The 21,222-nt window shown below is 73.0% G+C and carries 19 protein-coding genes; 7 read left to right on the forward strand and 12 right to left on the reverse strand.

The genetic code is table 11. The features are described from left to right. The first annotated feature begins 14 nt into the window (after nucleotides 1–14). From DV701_RS11645 to DV701_RS11660, 4 genes are all read left to right on the forward strand, one after another. Nucleotides 15–293 (forward strand): DUF4212 domain-containing protein, encoded by a 279-nt coding sequence (locus DV701_RS11645; RefSeq protein ID WP_114928456.1) that lies wholly within the window; start codon nucleotides 15–17, stop codon nucleotides 291–293. Continuing rightward, nucleotides 290–2,005 carry a sodium:solute symporter family protein gene (locus DV701_RS11650; RefSeq protein ID WP_114928458.1) on the forward strand — a complete coding sequence of 572 codons (1,716 nt, stop codon included), beginning with the start codon at nucleotides 290–292 and terminating at the stop codon, nucleotides 2,003–2,005. Before DV701_RS11645 ends, DV701_RS11650 begins: the two co-directional genes overlap by 4 nt. 104 nt (nucleotides 2,006–2,109) lie before the next feature. Beyond that, a complete protein-coding gene (locus DV701_RS11655; RefSeq protein ID WP_114928459.1) occupies nucleotides 2,110–2,514 on the forward strand; it encodes a hypothetical protein in 405 nt (134 codons plus the stop codon). Between the two features lie 38 nt (nucleotides 2,515–2,552). Beyond that, complete coding sequence (locus DV701_RS11660; RefSeq protein WP_228254994.1) at nucleotides 2,553–3,188, forward strand: rhomboid family intramembrane serine protease; 636 nt, start codon at nucleotides 2,553–2,555, stop codon at nucleotides 3,186–3,188. 14 nt (nucleotides 3,189–3,202) lie between these two features. Here the strand turns inward: DV701_RS11660 and ureG are convergent, their stop codons facing one another. The 8 genes from ureG to DV701_RS11700 are packed head-to-tail and all read right to left on the reverse strand — an operon-like array spanning nucleotide 3,203 to nucleotide 9,628. After that, nucleotides 3,203–3,913, reverse strand: coding sequence for an urease accessory protein UreG (gene ureG, locus DV701_RS11665; RefSeq protein ID WP_114928461.1), 711 nt, complete (start codon nucleotides 3,911–3,913; stop codon nucleotides 3,203–3,205). Between the two features lie 42 nt (nucleotides 3,914–3,955). Next, on the reverse strand, nucleotides 3,956–4,759 hold the full coding sequence (locus DV701_RS11670; protein WP_162802994.1) for an urease accessory protein UreD: 804 nt from the start codon (nucleotides 4,757–4,759) through the stop codon (nucleotides 3,956–3,958). 37 nt (nucleotides 4,760–4,796) lie between these two features. After that, on the reverse strand, nucleotides 4,797–5,480 hold the full coding sequence (locus DV701_RS11675) for an urease accessory protein UreF (protein WP_202863520.1): 684 nt from the start codon (nucleotides 5,478–5,480) through the stop codon (nucleotides 4,797–4,799). Beyond that, nucleotides 5,480–7,189 carry an urease subunit alpha gene (locus DV701_RS11680; protein WP_114928465.1) on the reverse strand — a complete coding sequence of 570 codons (1,710 nt, stop codon included), beginning with the start codon at nucleotides 7,187–7,189 and terminating at the stop codon, nucleotides 5,480–5,482. The genes DV701_RS11675 and DV701_RS11680 overlap by 1 nt, the downstream gene beginning before the upstream one ends. Continuing rightward, the gene (locus DV701_RS11685) at nucleotides 7,182–7,772 is read right to left on the reverse strand and encodes an urease subunit beta (RefSeq protein ID WP_228254995.1); all 591 of its coding nucleotides are present in this window, start codon (nucleotides 7,770–7,772) and stop codon (nucleotides 7,182–7,184) included. The genes DV701_RS11680 and DV701_RS11685 overlap by 8 nt, the downstream gene beginning before the upstream one ends. A 7-nt stretch (nucleotides 7,773–7,779) precedes the next feature. After that, nucleotides 7,780–8,082 (reverse strand): urease subunit gamma, encoded by a 303-nt coding sequence (locus DV701_RS11690; protein ID WP_114928467.1) that lies wholly within the window; start codon nucleotides 8,080–8,082, stop codon nucleotides 7,780–7,782. Beyond that, the gene (locus DV701_RS11695; RefSeq protein WP_114928469.1) at nucleotides 8,073–9,119 is read right to left on the reverse strand and encodes a succinylglutamate desuccinylase/aspartoacylase family protein; all 1,047 of its coding nucleotides are present in this window, start codon (nucleotides 9,117–9,119) and stop codon (nucleotides 8,073–8,075) included. Before DV701_RS11695 ends, DV701_RS11690 begins: the two co-directional genes overlap by 10 nt. After that, nucleotides 9,116–9,628 carry an ATP-dependent zinc protease family protein gene (locus DV701_RS11700; protein WP_228254996.1) on the reverse strand — a complete coding sequence of 171 codons (513 nt, stop codon included), beginning with the start codon at nucleotides 9,626–9,628 and terminating at the stop codon, nucleotides 9,116–9,118. Before DV701_RS11700 ends, DV701_RS11695 begins: the two co-directional genes overlap by 4 nt. A gap of 26 nt (nucleotides 9,629–9,654) precedes the next feature. Between DV701_RS11700 and rimK the strand changes: the two genes are divergently transcribed. Then, on the forward strand, nucleotides 9,655–10,851 hold the full coding sequence (gene rimK, locus DV701_RS11705) for a 30S ribosomal protein S6--L-glutamate ligase (protein ID WP_114928473.1): 1,197 nt from the start codon (nucleotides 9,655–9,657) through the stop codon (nucleotides 10,849–10,851). An 85-nt stretch (nucleotides 10,852–10,936) separates the two neighbouring features. Here rimK and DV701_RS18270 read toward each other — a convergent pair whose 3' ends face one another. From DV701_RS18270 to DV701_RS11720, 3 genes are all read right to left on the reverse strand, one after another. Beyond that, nucleotides 10,937–11,221 (reverse strand): sulfurtransferase TusA family protein, encoded by a 285-nt coding sequence (locus DV701_RS18270; RefSeq protein ID WP_162802995.1) that lies wholly within the window; start codon nucleotides 11,219–11,221, stop codon nucleotides 10,937–10,939. After that, a complete protein-coding gene (locus tag DV701_RS18490) occupies nucleotides 11,218–12,471 on the reverse strand; it encodes a hypothetical protein (RefSeq protein WP_202863521.1) in 1,254 nt (417 codons plus the stop codon). The genes DV701_RS18270 and DV701_RS18490 overlap by 4 nt, the downstream gene beginning before the upstream one ends. A gap of 121 nt (nucleotides 12,472–12,592) precedes the next feature. Then, nucleotides 12,593–14,320, reverse strand: a complete 1,728-nt coding sequence (locus DV701_RS11720) for a GMC family oxidoreductase (RefSeq protein WP_114931073.1) — start codon at nucleotides 14,318–14,320, stop codon at nucleotides 12,593–12,595. A gap of 54 nt (nucleotides 14,321–14,374) precedes the next feature. Between DV701_RS11720 and DV701_RS11725 the strand changes: the two genes are divergently transcribed. Together DV701_RS11725 and DV701_RS11730 are read left to right on the forward strand one after the other, a co-directional pair. Continuing rightward, nucleotides 14,375–14,650, forward strand: coding sequence for a DUF7218 family protein (locus DV701_RS11725; RefSeq protein ID WP_114931075.1), 276 nt, complete (start codon nucleotides 14,375–14,377; stop codon nucleotides 14,648–14,650). A gap of 113 nt (nucleotides 14,651–14,763) precedes the next feature. Beyond that, entirely contained in the window at nucleotides 14,764–20,058 is a 5,295-nt protein-coding gene (locus DV701_RS11730; RefSeq protein WP_114928475.1) for a cell wall-binding repeat-containing protein, read from the forward strand. A gap of 141 nt (nucleotides 20,059–20,199) precedes the next feature. On the opposite strand, the gene DV701_RS11735 is transcribed toward DV701_RS11730, so the two are convergent. Beyond that, nucleotides 20,200–21,198: a DNA topoisomerase IB gene (locus tag DV701_RS11735; RefSeq protein WP_114928477.1), complete on the reverse strand. Its 999-nt coding sequence runs from the start codon at nucleotides 21,196–21,198 to the stop codon at nucleotides 20,200–20,202. Nucleotides 21,199–21,222 lie beyond the last annotated feature (24 nt).

Below are 21,222 nucleotides of genomic sequence, written 5' to 3' on the forward strand. Positions count from 1 at the left end.
GCCGAGGTGTCGTGATGGACGCCACCAGACGCCAGGAGTACTGGCGCCGCAACCTGCGCCTCATGAGCGTGCTGCTCGTGGTCTGGGCACTGGTCTCCTTCGGCGCCGGCATCGTCTTCGTCGAGCCGCTGAACACCGTGAGCTTCATGGGCGTCCCGCTCGGCTTCTGGTTCGCCCAGCAGGGCTCGATCCTGACCTTCCTGGCCCTCATCGCCATCTATGTGTGGCGGATGGACAAGCTCGACGCGGAGTTCGGCATCACCGAGTACGAGGAGGAGGTGCACGGCTCATGAGCTCCGTCCAGGCCTGGACCCTCGTCTTCGTCGCCCTGTCCTTCGGGCTCTACATCTACATCGCCTACGCCAGCAGGGTCTCGACGACCTCCGGCTTCTACGTCGCCGGCGGCGGCATCCCCGCCCCCGCCAACGGCGCCGCGATCGCCGCCGACTGGATGAGCGCCGCGTCGTTCATCTCGATGGCCGGCATCATCGCGCTGTCGACCAACGGCTACGGCGGCTCGGTCTACCTGATGGGCTGGACCGGCGGCTACGTGCTGCTGGCGATGCTCCTGGCGCCCTACCTGCGCAAGTTCGGCAAGTTCACCGTGCCCGACTTCGTGGGTGACCGCTACTCCGAGTCCGCCCGCCTGATCGCCGTCGTCTGCGCGATCGTGGTCAGCTTCGTCTACGTCGCCGGCCAGATGTCGGGCGTCGGCGTGGTGTTCCAGCGCTTCCTCGGCGTCAACGAGACCCTCGGCGTCATCATCGGCATGGCCATCGTGTTCCTGTATGCGGTGTTCGGTGGGATGAAGGGCATCACCTGGACCCAGGTGGCCCAGTACTCCGTGCTCATCGTGGCCTACCTGATCCCGGCGGTCGCGATCTCCCAGCACCTGACCGGCATCCCGGTCCCGCAGATCGGGTTCGGCCAGATCATGGGCGACCTCAACGCGCTGCAGGCCGAGTTCGGGCTCGACCCCTACACGGGCGCGTTCGCCAACATGAACATGCTCAACATGCTGCTCATGACGGCCACGCTGATGTTCGGCACCGCCGGACTGCCGCACGTGATCGTGCGCTTCTACACCGCGCGCAGCGTGCGCGCGGCGCGGTTCTCCGCGCTGTGGGCCCTGTTCTTCATCTCGCTGCTCTACACGACCGCCCCGGCGATCGGCGCGTTCAGCAAGTTCAACATCCTGCAGCAGATCCCCGGGACGGCCATCGGCAGCGAGCCCGGATGGTTCAAGTCCTGGCAGGAGGTGGGCCTGATCACCGTGGACGACCTCAACGGCAACGGGGTCATCGACGTGGCCGGCGGCATCGGCAAGGGCTTCGAGCTGGCGATCAACAACGACATCGTCGTGCTGGCCACCCCGGAGATCGCGGGCCTGCCCGCCCCGATCATCGGTCTGGTCGCCGCCGGCGGCCTGGCGGCGGCGCTGTCCACCGCCTCCGGCCTGCTGCTGGTCATCTCCTCCTCCGTCGCCAACGACGTGTACTACAAGCGGATCAACCCGCAGGCGACCGAGGCGCGGCAGCTGATGGTCGGCCGCATCACGATGGGCTTCGCCATCCTCGTGGCCGGCTACCTGGGCATCAACCCGCCCGGGTTCGTGGCCCAGGTCGTCGCGCTGGCGTTCGGGCTCGGAGCAGCCAGCTTCTTCCCGATCCTCTTCCTCGGGATCTTCTGGAAGAAGACGACCGCGATGGGTGCCGCCGCCGGCATGGCGGCCGGACTGGCCACGACGCTGTCCTACCAGATCTGGACGCTGCCGATCTATGGCGGCAGCGACGGGATCCTGGGGATCAGCGCGACGAGCTTCGGCTTCGTCGGCATGCTGATCAACTTCATCGTGACGATCTCCGTCTCGCAGGTCACCCCGGCACCCTCGGAGCGGATGCAGCAGCTGGTCGAGGAGGTGCGCTACCCGGGCCGTAGCGAGCTGGTCGTCGCCCACGCCGACGGTCCGCTCGACGACGGCGACCTCGAGCTCGACAACCGGTAGCTCGCGCCGAGCCACCGCCAGCTCCGGCACGGTCCCGGGTCGTCCCACCGGGACCGTGCCGGCCCCCCACCTCTGCCACCCCCGCCCGTTAGGCTCGGTACGCGATGACCACCCAGACCGCACCCACCCGCACCCGCCGGCGCAAGATGCCCGGGCAGATGCGGCTGCTCGCCGCCAGCGCGATGATCATCGTCGGGGCCTTCCTGCCGTGGCTCTACACGCAGTTCGGCCCGATCAACGGCATGCGCGGGCCCGGCCAGTGGACCGCGACCGTCGGCGTGCTCGCCCTCGCCGGCGCGCTCGTGCCGCTGCGTGTCCCCGCCGCGCTCCAGGCGCTGGCCGCCGCGGCGATCTGCGTGGCGCTGCCCGCGTGGCAGTTCTTCCACATGGCCAGCCTGGTCGGGATGCAGGGCTGGACCCCCGGTCCGGGGCTGGTCCTCACCTTCGCCGGCGGGGTCCTCGCCGGCGTCTCTGCCTGGCAGCTCTTCTCCCTGCGCCGCGCCGGCTGACGCACCGGCGCTCAGGCACGGGTGGCAGTGTGGTGCCCGTGACCGTCGCCCGACCCACCCGACCCGGCCCCACGGCCAGCCCGGGGCTGCCCGTGTGGCTGCACCGCGTCATACCCGTCCTGGTGCTCCTCGCCCTGATGTGGGTGGCCGAGCTGGCCGACCTGCTCACGCCGCTGCAGCTGGACGGCTACGGCATCCGGCCGCGCCAGGCGGACGGCCTGCCGGGGATCGTGCTCAGCCCGTTCCTGCACCTGGGCCTGGGGCACCTGATCGCCAACACCTCCGGGCTGCTCGTGCTGGGCAGCCTGCTCGCGTGGACCACCCGGCACCTGTGGCTGGTCACCGTCGGGGTCGTCCTCCTCGGCGGCGCGGGGGTCTGGCTGCTCGGCGCGCCGCGCACGGTGGTCATCGGGGCCAGCGGGGTGGTCTACGGGTATGCCGCCTTCCTCGCCGTCTACGGGTTCGCCGCCCGCCGGATCGCGCCGGCCCTGGTCGGGGTCCTCGTGATCGTGCTCTACGGCGGACTGCTGTGGGGCGTCCTGCCGCTACGCCCGGGGGTGTCCTGGCAGGGGCACCTCTTCGGCGCCCTGGCGGGCGTGGCGCTGGCGCTGTGGCTGGGCCGCCGCGACCGCGCCGCCCGCCCCCGCTCCGCGCGACCGCGGCGCGCCCCCTGACCCACGCCGGCCTCCTACCCGTGCTGGTGGACGGTGCCGTCGGCGTGCGAGTGCGGCGCCATCGGCCCGGGGTCGACCGGCTCGTGCCCGCCGCCGGTGAAGGCAGCCTGCAGCTCGCGCACCCAGCCGGCCAGGGCCTCCACCGTCTCCGGGCGCTTGCGGGAGACGCCGAGCACCGGTCGCCCGTCGCGGGCGGCGCGCGCGTCGGCAAGCATCTGCTCCACGTCGACGTCCACGTGCTCGCCGAGGTCGATCTTGTTGACGACCAGCAGGTCCGCCCGCGCGATGCCGGGCCCGCCCTTGCGCGCGACGTCGCCGCCGCCGGCGACGTCGAGCACGAAGAGCTGGGCGTCGACCAGCGCCGGGGAGAAGGTCGCGGTGAGATTGTCCCCGCCCGACTCCACCAGGACGAGGTCCAGCGGCGAGAAGTCCCGCTCGAGGTCCTCCACCGCCAGCAGGTTCATCGTCACGTCGTCGCGGATCGCGGTGTGCGGGCAGGCGCCGGTCTCCACGGCGCGGATCCGCTCCTGCGGCAGCACGCCCTCGGAGCGCAGGAAGCGCGCGTCCTCGTCGGTGTAGATGTCGTTGGTGATGACGCCGATCGACATCTCCCCGGCGAGCACGCGGCACAGGCTGGCGATCGTCGAGCTCTTGCCGGTGCCGACGGGCCCGGCCACCCCCAGCCGCAGCGCGCGGTGCGGGGCGTCGGTCGCGTTCGAGGTCATGTCTGGCTCCTTCTCCTTGGGTATGGGGTGTGCCCGGGTCGGTCAGCGCGGCACCGCCGACCAGCGGTCGGCGGTCGGCGACCCCCACGCGGGGCCGCACCCGGCCAGCGCGGCGTCCATCCGGCGGCGCAGCTGGAGGGCGTCCTCGCCGAGCGCCGAGACCTGCAGGGCGGTGCGGTCCAGGGGCATGGTCGCGGTGGCGTCCTGCGTCGAGGCGGCACCGATCCCGTGACCGTCCGGCTCGACGACCACGGCGGTGCCGACGCCGCGGTGCGGACCCAGCACCGCGGCCCCCGCGTAGCCGTCGGCGCCCGGGCCGAGCTGCAGGCTCTGCGCCATGAGCGGCGCGCCCTCGCGCCGGACCCGCAGCTGCGCGCGCAGGTCGCCGGGCGGCTCGCCGTGCCGCCCCAGGACGAGCTCCTCGCGCACGAAGAGACGGGAGTCCGCGGACAGGTCGATGCGGACGTCGTGCTCGTGCGAGCAGCGGTGCGCGACGATCAGCGGCTCGGGGACCCACACGAAGGTGGCTCCCTCCTCGACCCGGACCCGGACGAGCGTGCGCGAGGTGTCCCCGTGCGGGCCGGGCAGCACGAGGGTGGCCGAGACCTCGCGCAGCACCAGCGTCGAGCCGGCACCCACGACGACCTCGAGCTCGTAGTGGTCGCCGCCGATCGGGCCGGCCGCCCCGGTGGACAGCGTCACGCGGACCGCTGAGGGGTCCCGGCGCACGTAGGGCTCGAAGCCGCTGGCACCGGTCGGCCGGGGCACCAGCGGTGCCTGGGCACGGAGGCGGGCGACCCGGCTGACGGGGCCCCGGGCGGTCGGCTCGGCGAGCGTGTGGACCACGGCGCGGCACCGCATACCCCCGACCCGGGTGGCCGGCTCAGGAGGCGAAGAGACGGGCATCGAGGTCTCGGTGCTGCTCGGCGGCGACGTCGGACAGCGGCGCGCCGGGGCTGGGCAGGTCGGCGGGGTCGCCCCGGGCGGCCAGCACCGCGCGGTCGGCGAGGTCGTCCAGCCGGGGGGCCAGGCGCAGCACCGCCCGGTGGGTGGTGAAGGGGTCGACGTGCATGAGCTTGACCGCGGCGGTGGCCGGCCCGGTGACGGTCTCGTGCAGGACCGCGGCGGCCGCGGCCCGGGCCGGCGCACCCACGGCACGCGCGACCAGCCCGTAGACCAGCGGCTGCTGGAGCTGCGGCGGCGCCTCGTCCAGCACCGGGTGCGGGCAGATCCGCTGCGCGGCGCGCAGCAGCATCCGGCCCAGGTCCACGCCGACCCGGCGCAGCGCCGGGGAGGGGGTGCGGGCCAGCAGCTCGGCGTCCAGCGCCAGCAGGGACGGCGCGCCGGCGCAGCCGTGGGCCGCGGCGGCGAAGCTGGCGTTCATCAGCCCGGTGGTCGCGGCCCGGCCCAGCAGGAAGCCCTCCAGGTCGGCCAGGTCCCGCACCCAGCCGTGGCGGACCGCCGACTCCAGGCCGCCTGAGTGGGCGTAGCTCCCGGAGGGGAAGCGGCCGTCCGCGACCATCAGCAGGGCGGCCGCGCCGCCGGCCGGCTCGGTGTCGGTCGGCATCAGAAGAGGAAGTAGCGCTGGGCCATCGGCAGGAACTCCGCGGGCTCGTGCTCCACGAGCTCGCCGTCCACGCGGACCGCGTAGGTGTGCGGGTCGACCTCGATGCTCGGCCGGGCGGCGTTCTGCACCATGTCGTCCTTGGTCACCCCGCGGGTCGAGGTGATCGGCACGAACTCGTGCCCGACGTCGATCCGGTCGGCGATGCCGTCCTCCATCGCGGCCTCGGAGACGAACGCCAGGCTCGTCGCGCCGGCCGCCGGGGAGAAGGCGTTGAAGCCCAGCCGCACCGAGACCGGCTGCGGGGTGGGGATCGAGGCGTTGGGGTCGCCGAGGGCGGCCGCGGCCGCCATCCCGCCCTTGAGCACGGTGAACGGGCGGACGCCGAAGAGCGCCGGCTGCCAGAGCACGAGGTCGGCCAGCTTGCCGGGCTCGACCGAGCCGACGTGCCGGTCGATGCCGTGCGCGATCGCCGGGTTGATCGTGTACTTGGCGACGTAGCGGCGGGCGCGCAGGTTGTCGGCCAGACCGTCGCCGGGCAGGCTGCCGCGGACCTTCTTCATCTGGTGCGCGGTCTGCCAGGTGCGCAGCACGACCTCGCCGATCCGGCCCATCGCCTGCGCGTCGGAGGACATGATCGAGATCGCCCCGAGGTCCTGGAGCACGTCCTCGGCGGCGATCGTGCCCGCCCGCACGCGGCTCTCGGCGAAGGCCAGGTCGTTGGGCACCTGCGGGTTGAGGTGGTGGGCCACCATCACCATGTCGAGGTGCTCGTCGACGGTGTTGACGGTGAACGGCCGGGTCGGGTTGGTGGAGGCGGGCAGCACGTTGCGCTCGGCGGCGATCCGGATGATGTCCGGCGCGTGGCCGCCGCCGGCGCCCTCGGTGTGGAAGGCGTGGAAGGTGCGTCCGCCGGCCGCCGCGAGCAGGTCCTCCACGAAGCCGGCCTCGTTGAGGGTGTCGGAGTGGATGGCCACCTGGACGCCCGATCGCTCGGCGACCGCCAGCGTCAGGTCGATGGCGGCGGGCGTCGCGCCCCAGTCCTCGTGCACCTTGAAACCGGCCGCGCCGCCGCGCAGCTGCTCCCAGAGCGCCTCCTCGTTCATCGCGTTGCCGCGCGCGAGGAAGAGCAGGTTCAGCGGCCACGGATCCATGCCCTGGAGCATCTTCTCGATCCACCAGGCACCAGGCGTGGCCAGCGCGGCCTTGGACCCCTCCGCGGGGCCGGTGCCGCCGCCGACGACCGTGGTCGTCCCGGTCTGCAGGGCGATCCTGAGCATGTCGGGCCCGACGAAGTGCACGTGCGTGTCCACCGTGCCGGCGGTCATGATCAGGCCGTTGCCGGCCATCACCTCGGTGGAGGGGCCGATGACCAGGTCGGGGTGGATCCCGTCCATCGTGTCCGGGTTGCCCGCCTTGCCCAGCGCGGTGATCCGTCCGTCGCGCACGCCGACGTCGGCCTTGACCACGCCCCAGTGGTCGAGGACCACGACCCCGGTGATGACCAGGTCGGGCGTGCCCTCCGCGCGGGTCCGGGCGGACTGCCCCATCGACTCGCGGATCGACTTGCCGCCGCCGAAGACGACCTCGTCGCCGCCGGCGCAGTAGTCCTTCTCGACCTGGATCACCAGGTCGGTGTCGGCCAGCCGGATGCGGTCCCCGGTGGTGGGGCCGAAGGAGGCGACGTACTCGGACCGGGAGATCTCAGCCATCGAGGGCTCCTCGGCACTCGCCGCGGAAGCCGAGCGCGATCCGGGCGCCCCCGATCGGGATGAGCTCGACGTCCTCGTCGACGCCGGGCTCGAAGCGCACGGAGCCGCCGGACAGGATGTTCAGCCGCTTGCCCCAGGCCGCCTGCCGGTCCAGCCGCAGCGCCGGGTTGACCTCGGCGAAGTGGTAGTGGGACCCGACCTGGATCGGGCGGTCGGAGGGGTTGCTGACCCGCAGGCGGGTGACCTCCGCGCCCTCGTTGATCCTCACCGGTCCCTCGCCGAGGAGCACCTCGCCCGGCACGACCGGGTCGGCGGCGGCCAGCTCGTCGGCGCAGTGGCGCCGCGGTGCCTGGCGTTCGTTGGTGCCCGGTCGGCGCGGCTCGCTGGGTGCGCCCACGCCGGAGGCCATCTGCCGCTGGGCCCCGGTCGACCGCGTCGTGCTGGGGTAGTCACGTCCGGGATCGTCGCTGGCGTGCTCGACGGGACGCTCCTGCCCCCCGTCGCGCAGCGTAGGGTTGTCGAACGGGTTCTCCGACAGCTCGGGACGCTCCTGGGGATCCTGGGGTGCCTGCTCGTTGCTCATCGCTCACTCACTGGATCGGTCCGGTCACGGTGACGAGCTTGGTCCCGTCCGGGAAGGTGGCCTCCACCTGCACCTGGGCCAGCATCTCGGGCACGCCCTCCATGACGTCCTCGCGGGAGAGCACGTGCCGCCCGGCCTCCATCAGGTCGGCCACCGAGTGGCCGTCGCGGGCACCCTCGAGGAGGAAGGAGGTCAGGACCGCGGTCGCCTCGGGCAGATTGAGCCGCAGGCCACGTTCGCGACGCTCCATGGCCAGCTTTCCTGCGGTGTAGACCATGAGACGTTCCTGCTCATGGACGGTCAGAAACATGCGGGCCTCCTCGCGCCGACGACGGCCTGGTCACCTCCTGCGGACAGTAGCACCGGGGAGGGCGCCGGCACCTCCTCGAGCGAGCCGATGTGCACCAGGGCGTCGCCCGAGCTGACCACCGGCGCCTCGGTCCGTCCGATGACGATGCCGTCCCGGTCAGCCTTGACGATCGTGGGCCGCCGGCCGAAGGAGTCGTGCAGCTCACCGAGGCGCCCACCGACCTGCACGTGGTCGCCGAGCGAGACGTCCATGCTCAGCAGCCCGGTCCGCCGGGCACGCACCCAGCCGCTGCGCCAGCACACCTCGCTCGGGGCGGTCGTCGGCGGGACCTCGACGTCCTCATCGAGCATCCCGAGGGTGGCGAGCACCCGCAGCACGCCGTCGACCCCGGGGGTGACGGCATACTCGTCGATCCGCCACGCCTCCCCCGCCTCGTAGAGCAGGACGCGCGCGCCGGCCTCGCGCGCGGCGGAGCGCAGCGACCCGTCGCGCAGCTTGGCGTGGTAGGTCACCGGCGCACCGAAGACCTCGGCCAGCTCGCGGGTCCGCGGATCCTCCAGGTCGCACCGCACCTGGGGCAGGTTGGAGCGACGGTCCGAACCGGTGTGCAGGTCGATCCCGACCTCGCACTTGGCGACCACCTCGGTCATCAGCAGGTGCGCGATCCGGGCGGCCAGGGAGCCGCGCGGCGACCCGGGGAAGCTGCGGTTGAGGTCGCGGCGGTCGGGCAGGTAGCGGTCTCCGGTCATCACGCCCAGGACGTTGACGATCGGCACGGCGAGGACCGTCCCGCGCAGCGTCCTCGGCGAGAGCCTGGCCAGCACCCGCCGGATGACCTCGATGCCCACCACCTCATCACCGTGGACCGCGGCGTCCAGCCAGACGACGGGGCCCTCCTCGCGGCCGTGGAGGACGTGCACCGGCAGCGTCACCTGCGCGCCCGTGACCAGCCGCGTCACGTCCAGCGAGACCTCGCGGAGCTGGCCCGCGCGCACCTTGACCCCGCCGATCGGGAAGGAGGGTCGCAGGGCGCTCACCCGCGGCTCCCGGGTGCCGTCGTCCTGCCCCAGTTGCGCCGGCGCACCGCGCGCTCCGGGCGGCCGCCGGCGTAGGAGAGCCCGGGGTCGACGAGGAAGCCCGGCACCAGCGCCTCCCGCCCGACGAGCATCCGGAAGCCCATCTCGTCGCGGTCGGTCAGCGTGACCTCCGCCTCGACCTGCCGGCCGTGCAGCACGAGGGGGACGAGCACGACATACCGCGTCTCGGCGTGGCCGGAGCTGCTGCGGACCGAGCGCACGTCGTGGACCGGCAGCTCGACGGCGACCTCGTCCTGCGCCGTCGCCTGCCAGGGGTGGATGCTGAAGCGCACCCGGGGGGAGCCGTCCACCTCGAGGGCCTGCAGGTCGAAGGCGTGCAGCGAGGAGGTGCGGGCGCCGGTGTCGATCTTGGCCTTGATCCAGGGCACGCCGAGGGCGTCCAGGCGCACCCACTCCCGCCACCCGACGACCGTCGCGGCGGGGATGGTTTCATGGGTCTGCCCGGTCACGCGCCCCATCCTCTCAGGACGCCCCCATGAAGCTCGCCATCCTCTCGCGCTCGCTGCGCGCCTACTCCACGCAGCGGCTGCGCACCGCCGCCCTCGAACGCGGCCACCAGGTCAAGGTCCTCGACACGCTGCGCTTCGGGATCGACCTGGCCGGCCCCGAGCCCGACCTGCACTTCCGCGGACGGCCGCTGTCCGCCTACGACGCGGTGCTGCCGCGGATCGGGGCGTCGGTGACCTACTTCGGCACCGCCGTGGTGCGCCAGTTCGAGCAGATGGACGTCTACACGCCGAACACCGCCAACGGCATCATGAACAGCCGCGACAAGCTGCGCGCCAGCCAGATCCTGCTGCGCCACGAGATCGCGATGCCGGCGACCGTCTTCGTGCGCAACCGCGACGAGATCCCGCACGCGATCGAGATGGTCGGCGGGGCGCCGGTCGTCATCAAGCTGCTCGAGGGCACGCAGGGCATCGGCGTGATCCTGGCCCCGGAGATGAAGGTGGCCGAGGCGATCGTCGAGACGCTGCACGGCACCAACCAGCACGTGCTCATCCAGAGCTTCGTCAAGGAGAGCAAGGGCACCGACATCCGGGCCCTGGTCGTCGGCGACCGGGTGGTGGCGGCGATGCGTCGACGCGCGTCGGGCGACGAGTTCCGCTCCAACGTCCACCGCGGCGGGACGGTGGAGGCCGTGGAGCTGGAGCCGGAGTTCGCCGATGTCGCGGTCCGCAGCGCGCACATCATGGGCCTGCGGGTGGCGGGCGTGGACATGCTCGAGAGCGAGGACGGCCCGCTGGTCATGGAGGTCAACTCCTCCCCCGGACTCCAGGGCATCGAGACCGCGACCAAGCTGGACGTGGCCGGGGCGATCGTGGACTACATCGCCGACCAGTCCGGCTTCCCCGACATCGACGTGCGCCAGCGGCTGGCCGTCTCCACCGGGTACGGCGTGGCCGAGATCGCGGTCCTCGCCGGGTCCGAGCTCGTCGGTCGCACGCTCGGCGAGTCCGGCCTGTGGGAGAAGGACGTCCAGGTGCTCACCCTGCACCGGGGCACGCGGGTGATGCCCAACCCGGGCGCGGACAAGGTGCTGGAGGAGGGGGACCGGATGCTGTGCTTCGGCCGGCACGAGAGCATGCGCGGCCTGATCCCCCAGCGGTCGCGCCGGCCCAAGCGCGTGCGCCGGCTGACCAAGAAGGCGATCGCCGAGGCTGCGCAGTAGGGCCTGCGTCGGTAGGGCCCGCGCTGGTGAGGACCCCGGTGGGTGCCTCGCGGCTCAGACCAGACCTTCCGGCCCGACCGGCTGCTCAGCCCGCCCGGCGCACCTCGAAGACGAACCAGCCGCGCGGCCAGCGCCCGGACCGCTCCTGGCGGACGATCTGGTGGCCCTCCCGCTCGACCCAGACCGGGATCTCCACCGGGGCGACGCGGTCGCGGGTCCAGATCTCCAGGACCGCGCCGGGCTCCATCGCCCGGATCGCCCGCGCCGCGCGGATCAGCCCGACGGCGCACGGGGTGGTGCGGTTGTCGAGCAAAAGATGCTCGCCGTGCGGGGCGACGCCCTCCGGCAGGGGCCTGGTCTCCGCGCTCACGAGCCGGTCGCGGGACCGGACGCCCCGGGGCTCGTGCCGGTGGCCGCACCGCGACCGGCGCCGGCGACCTGCGGGACGACGCCGCCGCCCGGGGTCACGCCGTCGGCCGGGGCGGGGAGCGCCCTCCCGGGGTCGACCTGCGCCGCGCCGAGGGCGCCGGTGTCGACCGCGGTCGGCACGTGGGCGGCGGCCACGTCGTCGTCGAGGTGCAGGTCCTCGATGTCGCAGACGCCCTGGACCGGAGAACAGTGCCGGAAGAGCGGGCAGGTGATGAAGACGACGACGAGCGCGAGGATCGACATGACCTTCAGCGGGATCAGCACGCCGGGGAAGGTCAGCCACCACTGGATCGGCAGTGACCGGTAGGCGCCGGCCATGACCAGCCCGGTGACGATGATCGTCGGCAGCGCGAAGCGCACCACCCAGCGGAAGCGGTCGAGCTGCCGGGCCCCGGCGAGCACGGCCGGCACGACCGGGTGCTGGCGGCCGGCGGGCATGGCCACGCCGATGTTCCACAGCGCCCCGCCGAGCCACAGGGTGAACGCCGTCAGGTGGAGCAGCCGGATCCAGAACGGCCAACCGTTGCCGGCGTCCAGCCAGGCCCAGCCGACGAGCAGCGCGGCGACGACCAGCGCTGCGGCGGCGGCCACCGGGGCGCGGCGCACGCCGACCGCCATCAGTGCCGCGACCAGGAGCGAGCCGGCCACGAGCAGGCCCGACACCCACCCGGCGCCGGTGACCGTCGGCACGACGAGCGCACCCGGGGCGCCCAGGACCAGCACGACGGCCACCCACCGGGAGACGCGGTCGGCGATGTCGAAGGCGGTGTCGTTGAGCGCGGCGACCGCGGCGTCGTCCGTCCCCGGCTCGCGTCCGCGCACGTAGACGGTGCGCCACACCAGGAAGCCGCCCGCGAGCGCCGTCGACCACAGCGTCAGCCAGCGCATCCCGGTCTGGCTCCAGGAGAGCCCCATGCCGGTGCTGGTCAGGGTCACGCCGGCCATCGAGGCGATCGTGATGAGCGTGAACGCGACCTTGGGCAGGAACGGGGTGTTCTCCCGCACCACCACCTGCAGGGTGTCCACCCTGGACAGGTCGCGGGCGCTCGGCGTGATCGTCATGGGGGCCTCCGGACGGCAGATATTTATATAGTCAAAATAGCCGGTCAGCAGGTCACCTGTCCAGTGCCGGCGGGCAGGACGCACCCACGTGAGTGGCTCCCGCACGCCCAGGCCCCCGATCCCGTGCACGCACCCACGTGAGTGGCTCCCGCACGCCCGGGCCCCCGATCCCGTGCACGCACCACTCACGTGAGTGGCTCCCGCACGCCCGGGCCCCCGCGCCCGTGCACGCGCCACTCACGTGAGCGCGTCAGGCACGCTGCCGCGTCGCTGCCGGCCCAAACGCCACCGCAGGACGCACCGGCGGCACCGGCGCGACCCTCCGGTAGGGCTGACCGGGGGCCGGGCGGGGGTCCTCCCCGCCCTTCGCCGGCCACAGCGACATCGCCCGCTCCGCCTGCGCGGTGATGGTCAGCGAGGGGTTGACGCCCAGGTTGGCCGAGACCGCCGAGCCGTCGACGACGTGGAGCCCCGGGTGCCCGAAGACACGGTGGTAGGCGTCGACCACACCCGTGCGCGGCGAGTCACCGATCGCGCACCCGCCGAGGAAGTGGGCGGTCATCGGCACGTCGAAGATCTCCCCGATGCTGCCGCCCGGCCACCCGCGCAGCCGCCGCGCGATCCGGCGCACGGCGTCGTTGGCGACCGGGATCCACGTCGGGTTCGGCTCGCCGTGGCCCTGCCGCGAGGTCAGCCGGTAGCGGCCGAGGAGCCCGCGCCCCGGCCCCACGGTGATCGAGTTGTCACGGCTCTGCATGACCAGCGCGATCGTCGTCCGCTCCGACCACGACCCCAGCCCGGTGTAGTGCCCCAGCAGGCGCAGCGGGTGGCGCGCCACCTGCCCCGCCCACCTCAGCGGCCGGGGCACCCGCCCGCCGCCGTCGGTGAGCAGCGTGACGAGCAGGCCCATGGCGTTCTGCCCCCGTCCGTAGCGCACCGGCTCCACGTGCGTGTCGGGTGTCGGGTAGAAGGAGCTGGTGATCGCCACGCCGCGGGTCAGGTCGAGGTCGCCCGCGCGCCGTCGCGGCACCAGCGCCCCGAGGAGCGACTCGGAGTTGGTCCGCGTCAGGTGCCCGAGCCGGTCGGACAGGTGCGGCAGGTCGCCGTCGCGCCGGAGGCGGTGCAGCAGGTGCTGGGTGCCCCAGGCGCCTGCGGCCAGGACCACGTGGTCGGCGGTGAGGGTATGGGGTCGCGCCCGCCGCCAGGGCGCGCTCGGGGAGGCGGTGGGTCGGGTGTGCACGGCATACCCTCCCTGCTCGCGGGGCACGACCCGCACGACGGTCGTGTCGGGGACGACCCGCGCGCCCGCCCGCTCCGCGAGCCACAGATAGTTCTTGACCAGCGTGTTCTTGGCCCCGTAACGGCAGCCGACCATGCACTCCCCGCACTCGATGCACCCGGTGCGGCGAGGACCGGCGCCGCCGAAGTAGGGGTCCTCGACCTCCACTCCGGGCTCGGGGCTGCCGTCCCGGCCGAAGAAGACGCCGACGGGCGCCTGCCGGAACGTGTGCCCCACCCCCATCTCCTCGGCCACCTCCCGGTAGACCAGGTCCACGGGCGTGGTGCTGGGGTTGGTGACGACGCCCAGCATCGCCGAGGCGGTGTCGTAGTGCGGCGCCAGCTCGGCCCGCCAGTCGGTGATGCCGGCCCACTGCGGGTCCTCGTAGAACGCGGCGGACCCCGGCCGGTAGAGCGTGTTGGCGTAGTTGAGCGACCCCCCGCCCACACCGGCGCCGGCCAGCACGAGCACGTCGGGGAGCAGGTGGATGCGCTGGATGCCGCGCAGGCCGAGGCGGGGTGCCCACAGGAAGCGGCGCAGGTCCCAGGAGGTCTTCGCGAAGTCCTCGTCGGCGAACCGGCGCCCCGCCTCCAGGACGGTGACGTCATACCCCTTCTCGACCAGCCGGAGAGCGGCCACGCTGCCGCCGAACCCGCTGCCGACGACCACGACGTCGTGGTGCTGCGGGGCGCGCGTCATGACCGAAGGGTAGTCCCGGTGGACGGCCCCCGGGTGCCGCGCCACAGTGGAGGGATGGCACCTGAGAAGAAGGACGACCCGGGCCCGAGCATCAAGGACGAGGAGATGTACGAGGCCATGCGGGACGACGGCATGAGCAAGTCCAAGGCCGCCGCGATCTCCAACGCGGCCGCCAACACCTCCCGCGAGGAGGTCGGCCGGCGCGGCGGGGAGAGCAAGCCCTACGAGGAGTGGACCGTCGAGGAGCTGCACGACCGCGCCGCCGAGCTCGACATCGAGGGCCGCTCCGACATGGACAAGGACGAGCTCATCAAGGCGTTGCGCACGTAGGCTGCCCACGAATTGCCCACGTCCCGCCCACGTCCGGACATTGTCCTGCCCCCCGGGCCTCCTTAGCGTGAACAGACGGTGGCGACCCTGCCGCCCTGTTTCAAGGAGGAGACATGACTCATGCGCGAGGCAGAGTGAGGAGGTGGCTCGCAGGACTCGCCGGCGTCTCGCTGCTCGTCCCCTTCGCGGGGGCGACCGCAGCGGCACAACCGGGCCCGGTCCCTGCGACCCCCGACTCCGTGGCCAGCGTCGAGGCGGACGTGCAGCAGCTGCTCGACACCAAGGGCGCCGCTGACTTCTGGGTCCACTTCGAGGACCGGCCCGACTCCAGCCAGCTCCGCTCGATCGACGACTGGGACGCACGCGGCAAGGCGGTCGTCGAAGCGCTGACCGAGACGGCCGAGGAGAGCCAGGCCCAGGTGCGGGCGCTGCTCGACGCCGAGGGCGTCGACTACGACGCCTACTGGGCCACCAACGCGATCCGCGTCGCCGGCGGCGACGGCGACCTCGTTGCCCAGCTCGTCCAGTCGCCCGAGGTGGACGGCATCTACGCACCCCGCGTGTACGACATACCGGACGAGAAGACCGAGATCGAGCCCGCCGACGTGGCTCCCTCCGCCGTCGAGTGGGGCGTCTCGGACATCAACGCCGACGACGTCTGGACCGACTACGGCGTCACCGGCGAGGGCCTGGTCGTGGCGAGCATCGACACCGGGGTGCAGTACGACCACCCGGCGCTGGTCGAGCACTACCGCGGCAACAACGGCGACGGCTCCTTCGACCACGACTACAACTGGTTCGACCCGCAGGGCGGCTCGCCGACCCCGACGGACTACAACGGGCACGGCTCGCACGTGACCGGCACGATGGTCGGCGACGACGGCGCGGGCAACCAGATCGGCGTCGCTCCGGGAGCGAAGTGGATCGCCGCGGCCGGGTGCTGCCCGACCGACCAGGCGCTCATCGACTCCGGTCAGTGGATGCTGGCGCCCACCCGCGTCGACGGGTCGGCGCCCGACCCGTCCAAGCGACCGAACGTCATCAACAACTCCTGGGGCACCGAGCTGCCGAGCAACGACCCGTTCATGGAGGACATCATCGTCTCCTGGACCGACGCCGGGATCTTCGGCGTCTTCGCCAACGGCAACAGCGGACCGGCCTGCGAGACCTCCGGAGCCCCCGGCAGCCGCATCGTGGCCTACTCGGTGGGCAACTACACCAGCTCGCACGGGCTGGCCGGCTCGTCCTCGCGCGGGGCGGGCCAGGACGGTGAGATCAAGCCCAACATCTCGGCGCCGGGCACCAACATCCGCTCCTCAGTGCCGGGCAACGGCTACGCGAACTACACGGGCACCTCGATGGCGACCCCGCACGTGGCGGGAGCCGTCGCGCTGCTCTGGTCGGCCGCACCCTCCCTGGTCGGCGACGTGGAAGGGACCCGCCTGCTGCTGGACGGGGCGGCCATCGACACGGACTACCCGGCCTGCGGCGGCACGCTGGAGGACAACAACGGGTTCGGCGAGGGCCGGATGGACGTCCTCGCCACCGTGCAGGCCGCCCCGATCGGCGACACCGGCGTCCTCGAGGGCACGGTGACCGACGGGTCCGACGGTGAGCCGGTCGCCGGCGCGACGATCGTGGTCGACGGCGAGCTGGACCGCACGCTCACCACGGGCGCGGACGGCACCTACGACGTGCTGCTCACCACCGGCGACTACGACGTCTCGGCCAGCAAGTTCGGCTACTCCACCGACAGCGCGAGCGTGACGATCACCAAGGACGCCACCACCACCCAGGACTTCGCCCTGCAGCCCTCGCCGAGGGCCACCGTCACCGGCACCGTCACCGACGGGTCCGGCCGCGGCTGGCCGCTCTACGCGAAGGTCGGCGCGGTCGGGACCGGCGTGTTCACCTACACCGATCCGGTGACCGGTGACTACGCGCTCGACCTGCCGGTCGGCGCGACCTACCAGCTGCAGTTCGTCGCCGAGTACCCCGGCTACGACACGCAGACCCGCGACGTGCTCGTCGACGGTGACACCACCGAGGACGCCGCTCTGGCCGTGAACGCCGAGAGCTGCACGGCCCCGGGCTACACCTACGCGACCGACGGCGTCATCGAGACCTTCGACGGCACCGACGTCCCGGAGGGCTGGACCGTGGTCGACGACGCCGGCACCGAGCAGGTGTGGCGCTTCGACGACCCCAAGTCCCGCGGCAACCGCACCGGCGGTGAGGGCGGCTTCGCCATCACCGACAGCGACTACTACGGCAGCGGCGGCGCCCAGGACACCTCCTTGGTCTCACCGAGCGTGGACATGAGCGAGCTGAGCGACCCCGCGGTCGGCTTCAAGCACGACTACAACGCCTTCCTCGGCAGCGGCGAGAGCGGCACCGTGGAGCTGAGCATCGACGGCGGCACCACCTGGACGGAGGTCGCGAGCTACACCAGCGACACCACCGGCGAGGTCGCCCTGCAGCTCCCCGACGCCGCCGGCGAGAGCGAGGTCCAGGTCCGGTTCCGCTACCAGGGCTCCTGGGACTACTGGTGGGAGGTCGACGACGTCTTCGTCGGCAACCGCGCCTGCGTCCCGACCGACGACGGCGGCCTGCTGGTCGGCAACGTCCTCGACGGCAACACCGGTGAGGGCGTCGTCGGCGCGCGCGTGAGCAACGCGGACGAGACCGCCTCCGCGGTCACGGTCGCCACGCCGGCCGACGAGAACCTGGCCGACGGCTTCTACTGGCTGTTCGACGCCACCACCGGCGAGGAGGAGTTCACCGCCGAGGCACGCAACTACTCCAGCGTGACCCAGTCGGTGACCACCGTGGAGAACGACACCGTCCGGCTCGACTTCGAGCTGGGCGCGGCCTTCCTCGAGTGGACCCCGGAGTCGATCGACACCGAGGTCACGCTCGGCGGGTCGGCCACCGAGGAGCTGACGGTGACCAACACGGGCACCGGCGAGGCCGAGGTGGAGCTCCGCGAGGTGCCGGGCGACTTCGTCCAGCTGCGCGCGGACGGGAGCACGATGACCCGTCAGGAGATCATGGACGCCGACGGTGCCGAGGTCGTCCGTCTCCAGGCCCCCACGTCCTTCGCCCAGCAGGGCAGGGGCACGTCCGCGGACCAGGCTCCTGCCACGGTCCCGGCGGAGGCGCCCTGGACGGATCTGGGTGCCTTCCCGACGGTCGTCATGGACAACCGCGTCGTCAACCTCGACGGCACCTGGTACAGCATCGGCGGCACGGACGGCACCACCACCTACGACACCGTGGCCCGGTACGACAACGAGGCCATGGCGTGGGTGCAGGTGGCTCCGCTGCCGATCGCGGCCAGCGCGGTGACCACCGGAGTGGTCGACGGTCGGATCGTGGTCGCCGGCGGCTGGGTCGCCAGCGGCGTCAGCGCGCAGACGTTCGCCTACGACGCGGGCGCCGACAGCTGGACCGAGATGGCACCGGCACCGGCGGGCTTCTCCGCCGCGGGCCAGGCCGTCGTCGACGGCAAGCTCTACTCCGTCGGCGGGTGCACCACCGGTGACTGCCTGCCGATGGCGAGCAGCGTCTTCAGCTACGACCTCGCCGCCGACACGTGGGCGCAGGTCGCGGACTACCCGCAGGCGGCGGCCTTCGCCTCCTGCGGCGGGATCGACGGCGCGCTCTACTGCACCGGCGGCAACGACGGTGCGGCGGCGACGGCGAGCACCTTCGCCTACGACACCGGCTCGGACACCTGGACGGCGGTGGCCGACGCCCCCGTCGACACCTGGGCCAGCCAGTACGCCGCGGCCAACGGCACGCTCGTCGTCAACGGCGGCGTGCAGGCCGGGGAGATCACCAACGCGACGATCGCCTACGACCCGGCGGCCGACGCGTGGAGCTCCCTGCCCGCCTCGAACGCGGCCCTCTACCGCGGGGCCGGCGCGTGCGGCTTCGCACGGGTCGGCGGCTCGAGCGGCAACTTCGACGCGGTGGGCAGCGCCGAGGTGCTGCCCGGGCTCGACGAGTGCGGCGCCTCCGGCGCCGACGTCGAGTGGCTGGAGCTGTCGCAGACCACCGCGACGCTGGCTCCGGGAGACTCGGTGACCGTGGAGGTCACCACCGACGGCGACGTCGCCCAGCCGGGCACGTACACCGCGTCGGTGCGCATCGTCTCCAACGCCCCGGGGTCCGCCCCGGAGGTTCCGGTGACGATGGTGGTCGGCCCGGCCCTCACCTGGGGCAAGCTGACCGGCACGGTGAGCGGTCTGTCCTGCGAGGGTGCGGCCACGCCGTTGCCCGGCGCCGGGGTGGACATCTCGCCCTACCGCGAGGGCTTCCCGGGCTGGTTCCTCACGACCGGCCCCGAGGGCTCCTACGCGACCTGGTTCGACACCCGTGTGGGTGCGGCCGAGGTGACGGCGACCAAGGACGGCTACCGTCCGGAGTCCGCCGACGTCACGGTCCCCCGCGGCGAGACGGTCACCCAGGACTTCGGCCTGCTGGACACGGCCTGCCAGCCCGTCCAGCCCGAGCCGGGCCTGGAGGTCGAGCGCGTCGGCGGCGAGAACCGGTACGGCACCGCTGCCCTGCTGGCCGAGGAGTACGCGTCCCCGGACGTCGTGTTCGTCGCCAGCGGCCAGTCCTACGCGGACGCGCTGAGCGCGGCCGCACGGGCCGGGTCGGTGGACAGTCCCGTCCTGCTCACGCGCAGCACCTCGCTGCCGCGGGAGACGGCGCTGGCGCTGCAGGTGCTGGACGCGGCCTCGGTGGTCGTGGTCGGTGGCCCGGCCGCGGTGTCCGCGTCGGTCTACGACGAGGTCGATGCCCTCACCGGCGACGTGCCGATCAGCCGCCTGATGGGCGACGACCGGTACGGGACCGCGGCGGCGATCTCCGGACAGTTCGACGCGGCGAGCACGGTGTTCGTGGCCTCCGGACTGGACTACCCGGACGCGCTGGCCGCCGCGGCCCGCGCCGGCGACACGGAGTCGCCGGTGCTGCTGGTGCGCCAGGACCGGGTGCCGGCAGCGACGGTCGCCGAGCTGACGAGGCTGGCGCCCGAGCAGATCGTGCTCATGGGTGGCACCACGGCGGTGAGCGAGGCGGTCCAGGAGTCCCTGGGCGCCTACGGAACCGTGACGCGGGTCGGCGGTGACGACCGCTACGAGACGGCGGCGCTGCTGGCCGAGTCGATCGACACCTCCGCCAGGGTGTTCGTGGCCTCGGGCCGCGGCTTCGCCGACGCCCTCTCCGGCGCCGCCGTGGCGGGCCGGGACGGTGCTCCGATGCTGCTGACCCGGCCGGACTCGCTGCCCCGGGCGACGGCCGACCAGGTCAGCCGGCTGCAGCCGGAGCTGGTCACCGTGGTCGGTGGAGAGACCGCGATCACGGAGGTCGTCCTGGACGCGCTCCGCGCCCTGTGACCGACCGGGGCACCAGCCCCACCTAGGAGGACGGCGACCGCGTCCCGGCAGCCCGCCGGGGCGCGGTCGCCGCTCCCAAGGTCCGGAACGCGCTCGCTGCGGTTCACCCCCGGGTGACCGCTTCCGCTCTCGTCCGTGCGCTCACTCCAGCAGCTCGCGGACCGCCTCCTCGACCTTGCGCTGGCGCCGTGCCGGGGGCCGCCCCTCGGTCGCGGCCGGCACCGCCACCGTCTCCCCCTTCTCGTAGCGGTCGAGGACGCGGGGGTCGATGTAGGACCCCTTGGCGATCGTCGGGGTGTTGCCCAGGAACTCCGAGACCTCCTCGACCGCCGCCTTGATCGCGCGGCGCCGGGAGGCCTTCGTGTCCCCCGGCTCCGGCGAGCTGGCCAGCGCCACGGCGGCGTGCACGGTCGCGTGCCAGGTGCGGAAGTCCTTGGCGGTCAGCTCGCCGTCGAACAGCGCCGCGAGGTAGTCGTTGACGTCGTCGGCGCCCAGGTCGTGCCAGCGCCGGCCGTCCTTCCAGGCCAGCACCCGGGCGGAGCCGGTGCGCCGGCGCCGCATGGCCCGCAGTGCCGCTGCCACGTCGTCGTCCTCGATCGTCAGCTGCTGCTCGACGCCGCCCTTGCCGACGAACCGGAAGCGCAGGCCGCCCCGCACCGAGCGCACGTGCTGGCGCTCCAGGGTGGTCAGCCCGAAGGAGCCGTTGACGTCGGTGTAGACGTCGTGGCCGATCCGGAAGTAGCCCAGGTCGAGCATCCGGACCGCGGTCGCGCAGGCGCGGCTCCACGGCATACCCTCGGCCCGCAGGTCGCGGGTGACCTGGCGGCGCACGTCGGGCAGCCGGCGCGAGGCCGTCAGGATGCGGTCGAACTTCCTGGCGTCCTGCTTCTCGCGCCACGAGGGGTGGTAGAGGTACTGGCGCCTGCCGGCGTCGTCGGTGCCGACCGCCTGGATGTGGCCGTTGGGGGCGGGACAGATCCACACCTGCTCCCAGGCGGGAGGGATCGCGAGCGCCTTCACGCGCTCGACGTCCGGGGCGGGCAGGCGTCCACCGTCCTCGTCGAGGTAGGTGAAGCCGGTGCCGGCCCGCCGACGGGTCCAGCCCGGCGAGTCGGGCGAGACGGTGCGCAGACGGACCATGGACGAGTATGGCGCCGCACCCGC

The organism is Ornithinimicrobium avium (genome assembly GCF_003351765.1).
Taxonomy (GTDB): domain Bacteria; phylum Actinomycetota; class Actinomycetes; order Actinomycetales; family Dermatophilaceae; genus Ornithinicoccus; species Ornithinicoccus avius.

Excerpts from the sequence above, each read along its gene's own strand:
- DV701_RS11720 (WP_114931073.1), bottom strand. The coding sequence starts at position 14,320 with ATGACGCGCGCCCCGCAGCACCACGACGTCGTGGTCGTCGGCAGCGGG.
- DV701_RS11735 (WP_114928477.1), bottom strand. The coding sequence starts at position 21,198 with ATGGTCCGTCTGCGCACCGTCTCGCCCGACTCGCCGGGCTGGACCCGT.
- DV701_RS11690 (WP_114928467.1), bottom strand. The coding sequence starts at position 8,082 with ATGTTTCTGACCGTCCATGAGCAGGAACGTCTCATGGTCTACACCGCA.
- DV701_RS11655 (WP_114928459.1), top strand. The coding sequence starts at position 2,110 with ATGACCACCCAGACCGCACCCACCCGCACCCGCCGGCGCAAGATGCCC.
- DV701_RS11685 (WP_228254995.1), bottom strand. The coding sequence starts at position 7,772 with ATGAGCAACGAGCAGGCACCCCAGGATCCCCAGGAGCGTCCCGAGCTG.
- ureG (WP_114928461.1), bottom strand. The coding sequence starts at position 3,913 with ATGACCTCGAACGCGACCGACGCCCCGCACCGCGCGCTGCGGCTGGGG.
- DV701_RS11680 (WP_114928465.1), bottom strand. The coding sequence starts at position 7,189 with ATGGCTGAGATCTCCCGGTCCGAGTACGTCGCCTCCTTCGGCCCCACC.
- DV701_RS11645 (WP_114928456.1), top strand. The coding sequence starts at position 15 with ATGGACGCCACCAGACGCCAGGAGTACTGGCGCCGCAACCTGCGCCTC.
- DV701_RS11725 (WP_114931075.1), top strand. The coding sequence starts at position 14,375 with ATGGCACCTGAGAAGAAGGACGACCCGGGCCCGAGCATCAAGGACGAG.
- rimK (WP_114928473.1), top strand. The coding sequence starts at position 9,655 with ATGAAGCTCGCCATCCTCTCGCGCTCGCTGCGCGCCTACTCCACGCAG.
- DV701_RS11650 (WP_114928458.1), top strand. The coding sequence starts at position 290 with ATGAGCTCCGTCCAGGCCTGGACCCTCGTCTTCGTCGCCCTGTCCTTC.
- DV701_RS11730 (WP_114928475.1), top strand. The coding sequence starts at position 14,764 with ATGACTCATGCGCGAGGCAGAGTGAGGAGGTGGCTCGCAGGACTCGCC.
- DV701_RS11675 (WP_202863520.1), bottom strand. The coding sequence starts at position 5,480 with ATGCCGACCGACACCGAGCCGGCCGGCGGCGCGGCCGCCCTGCTGATG.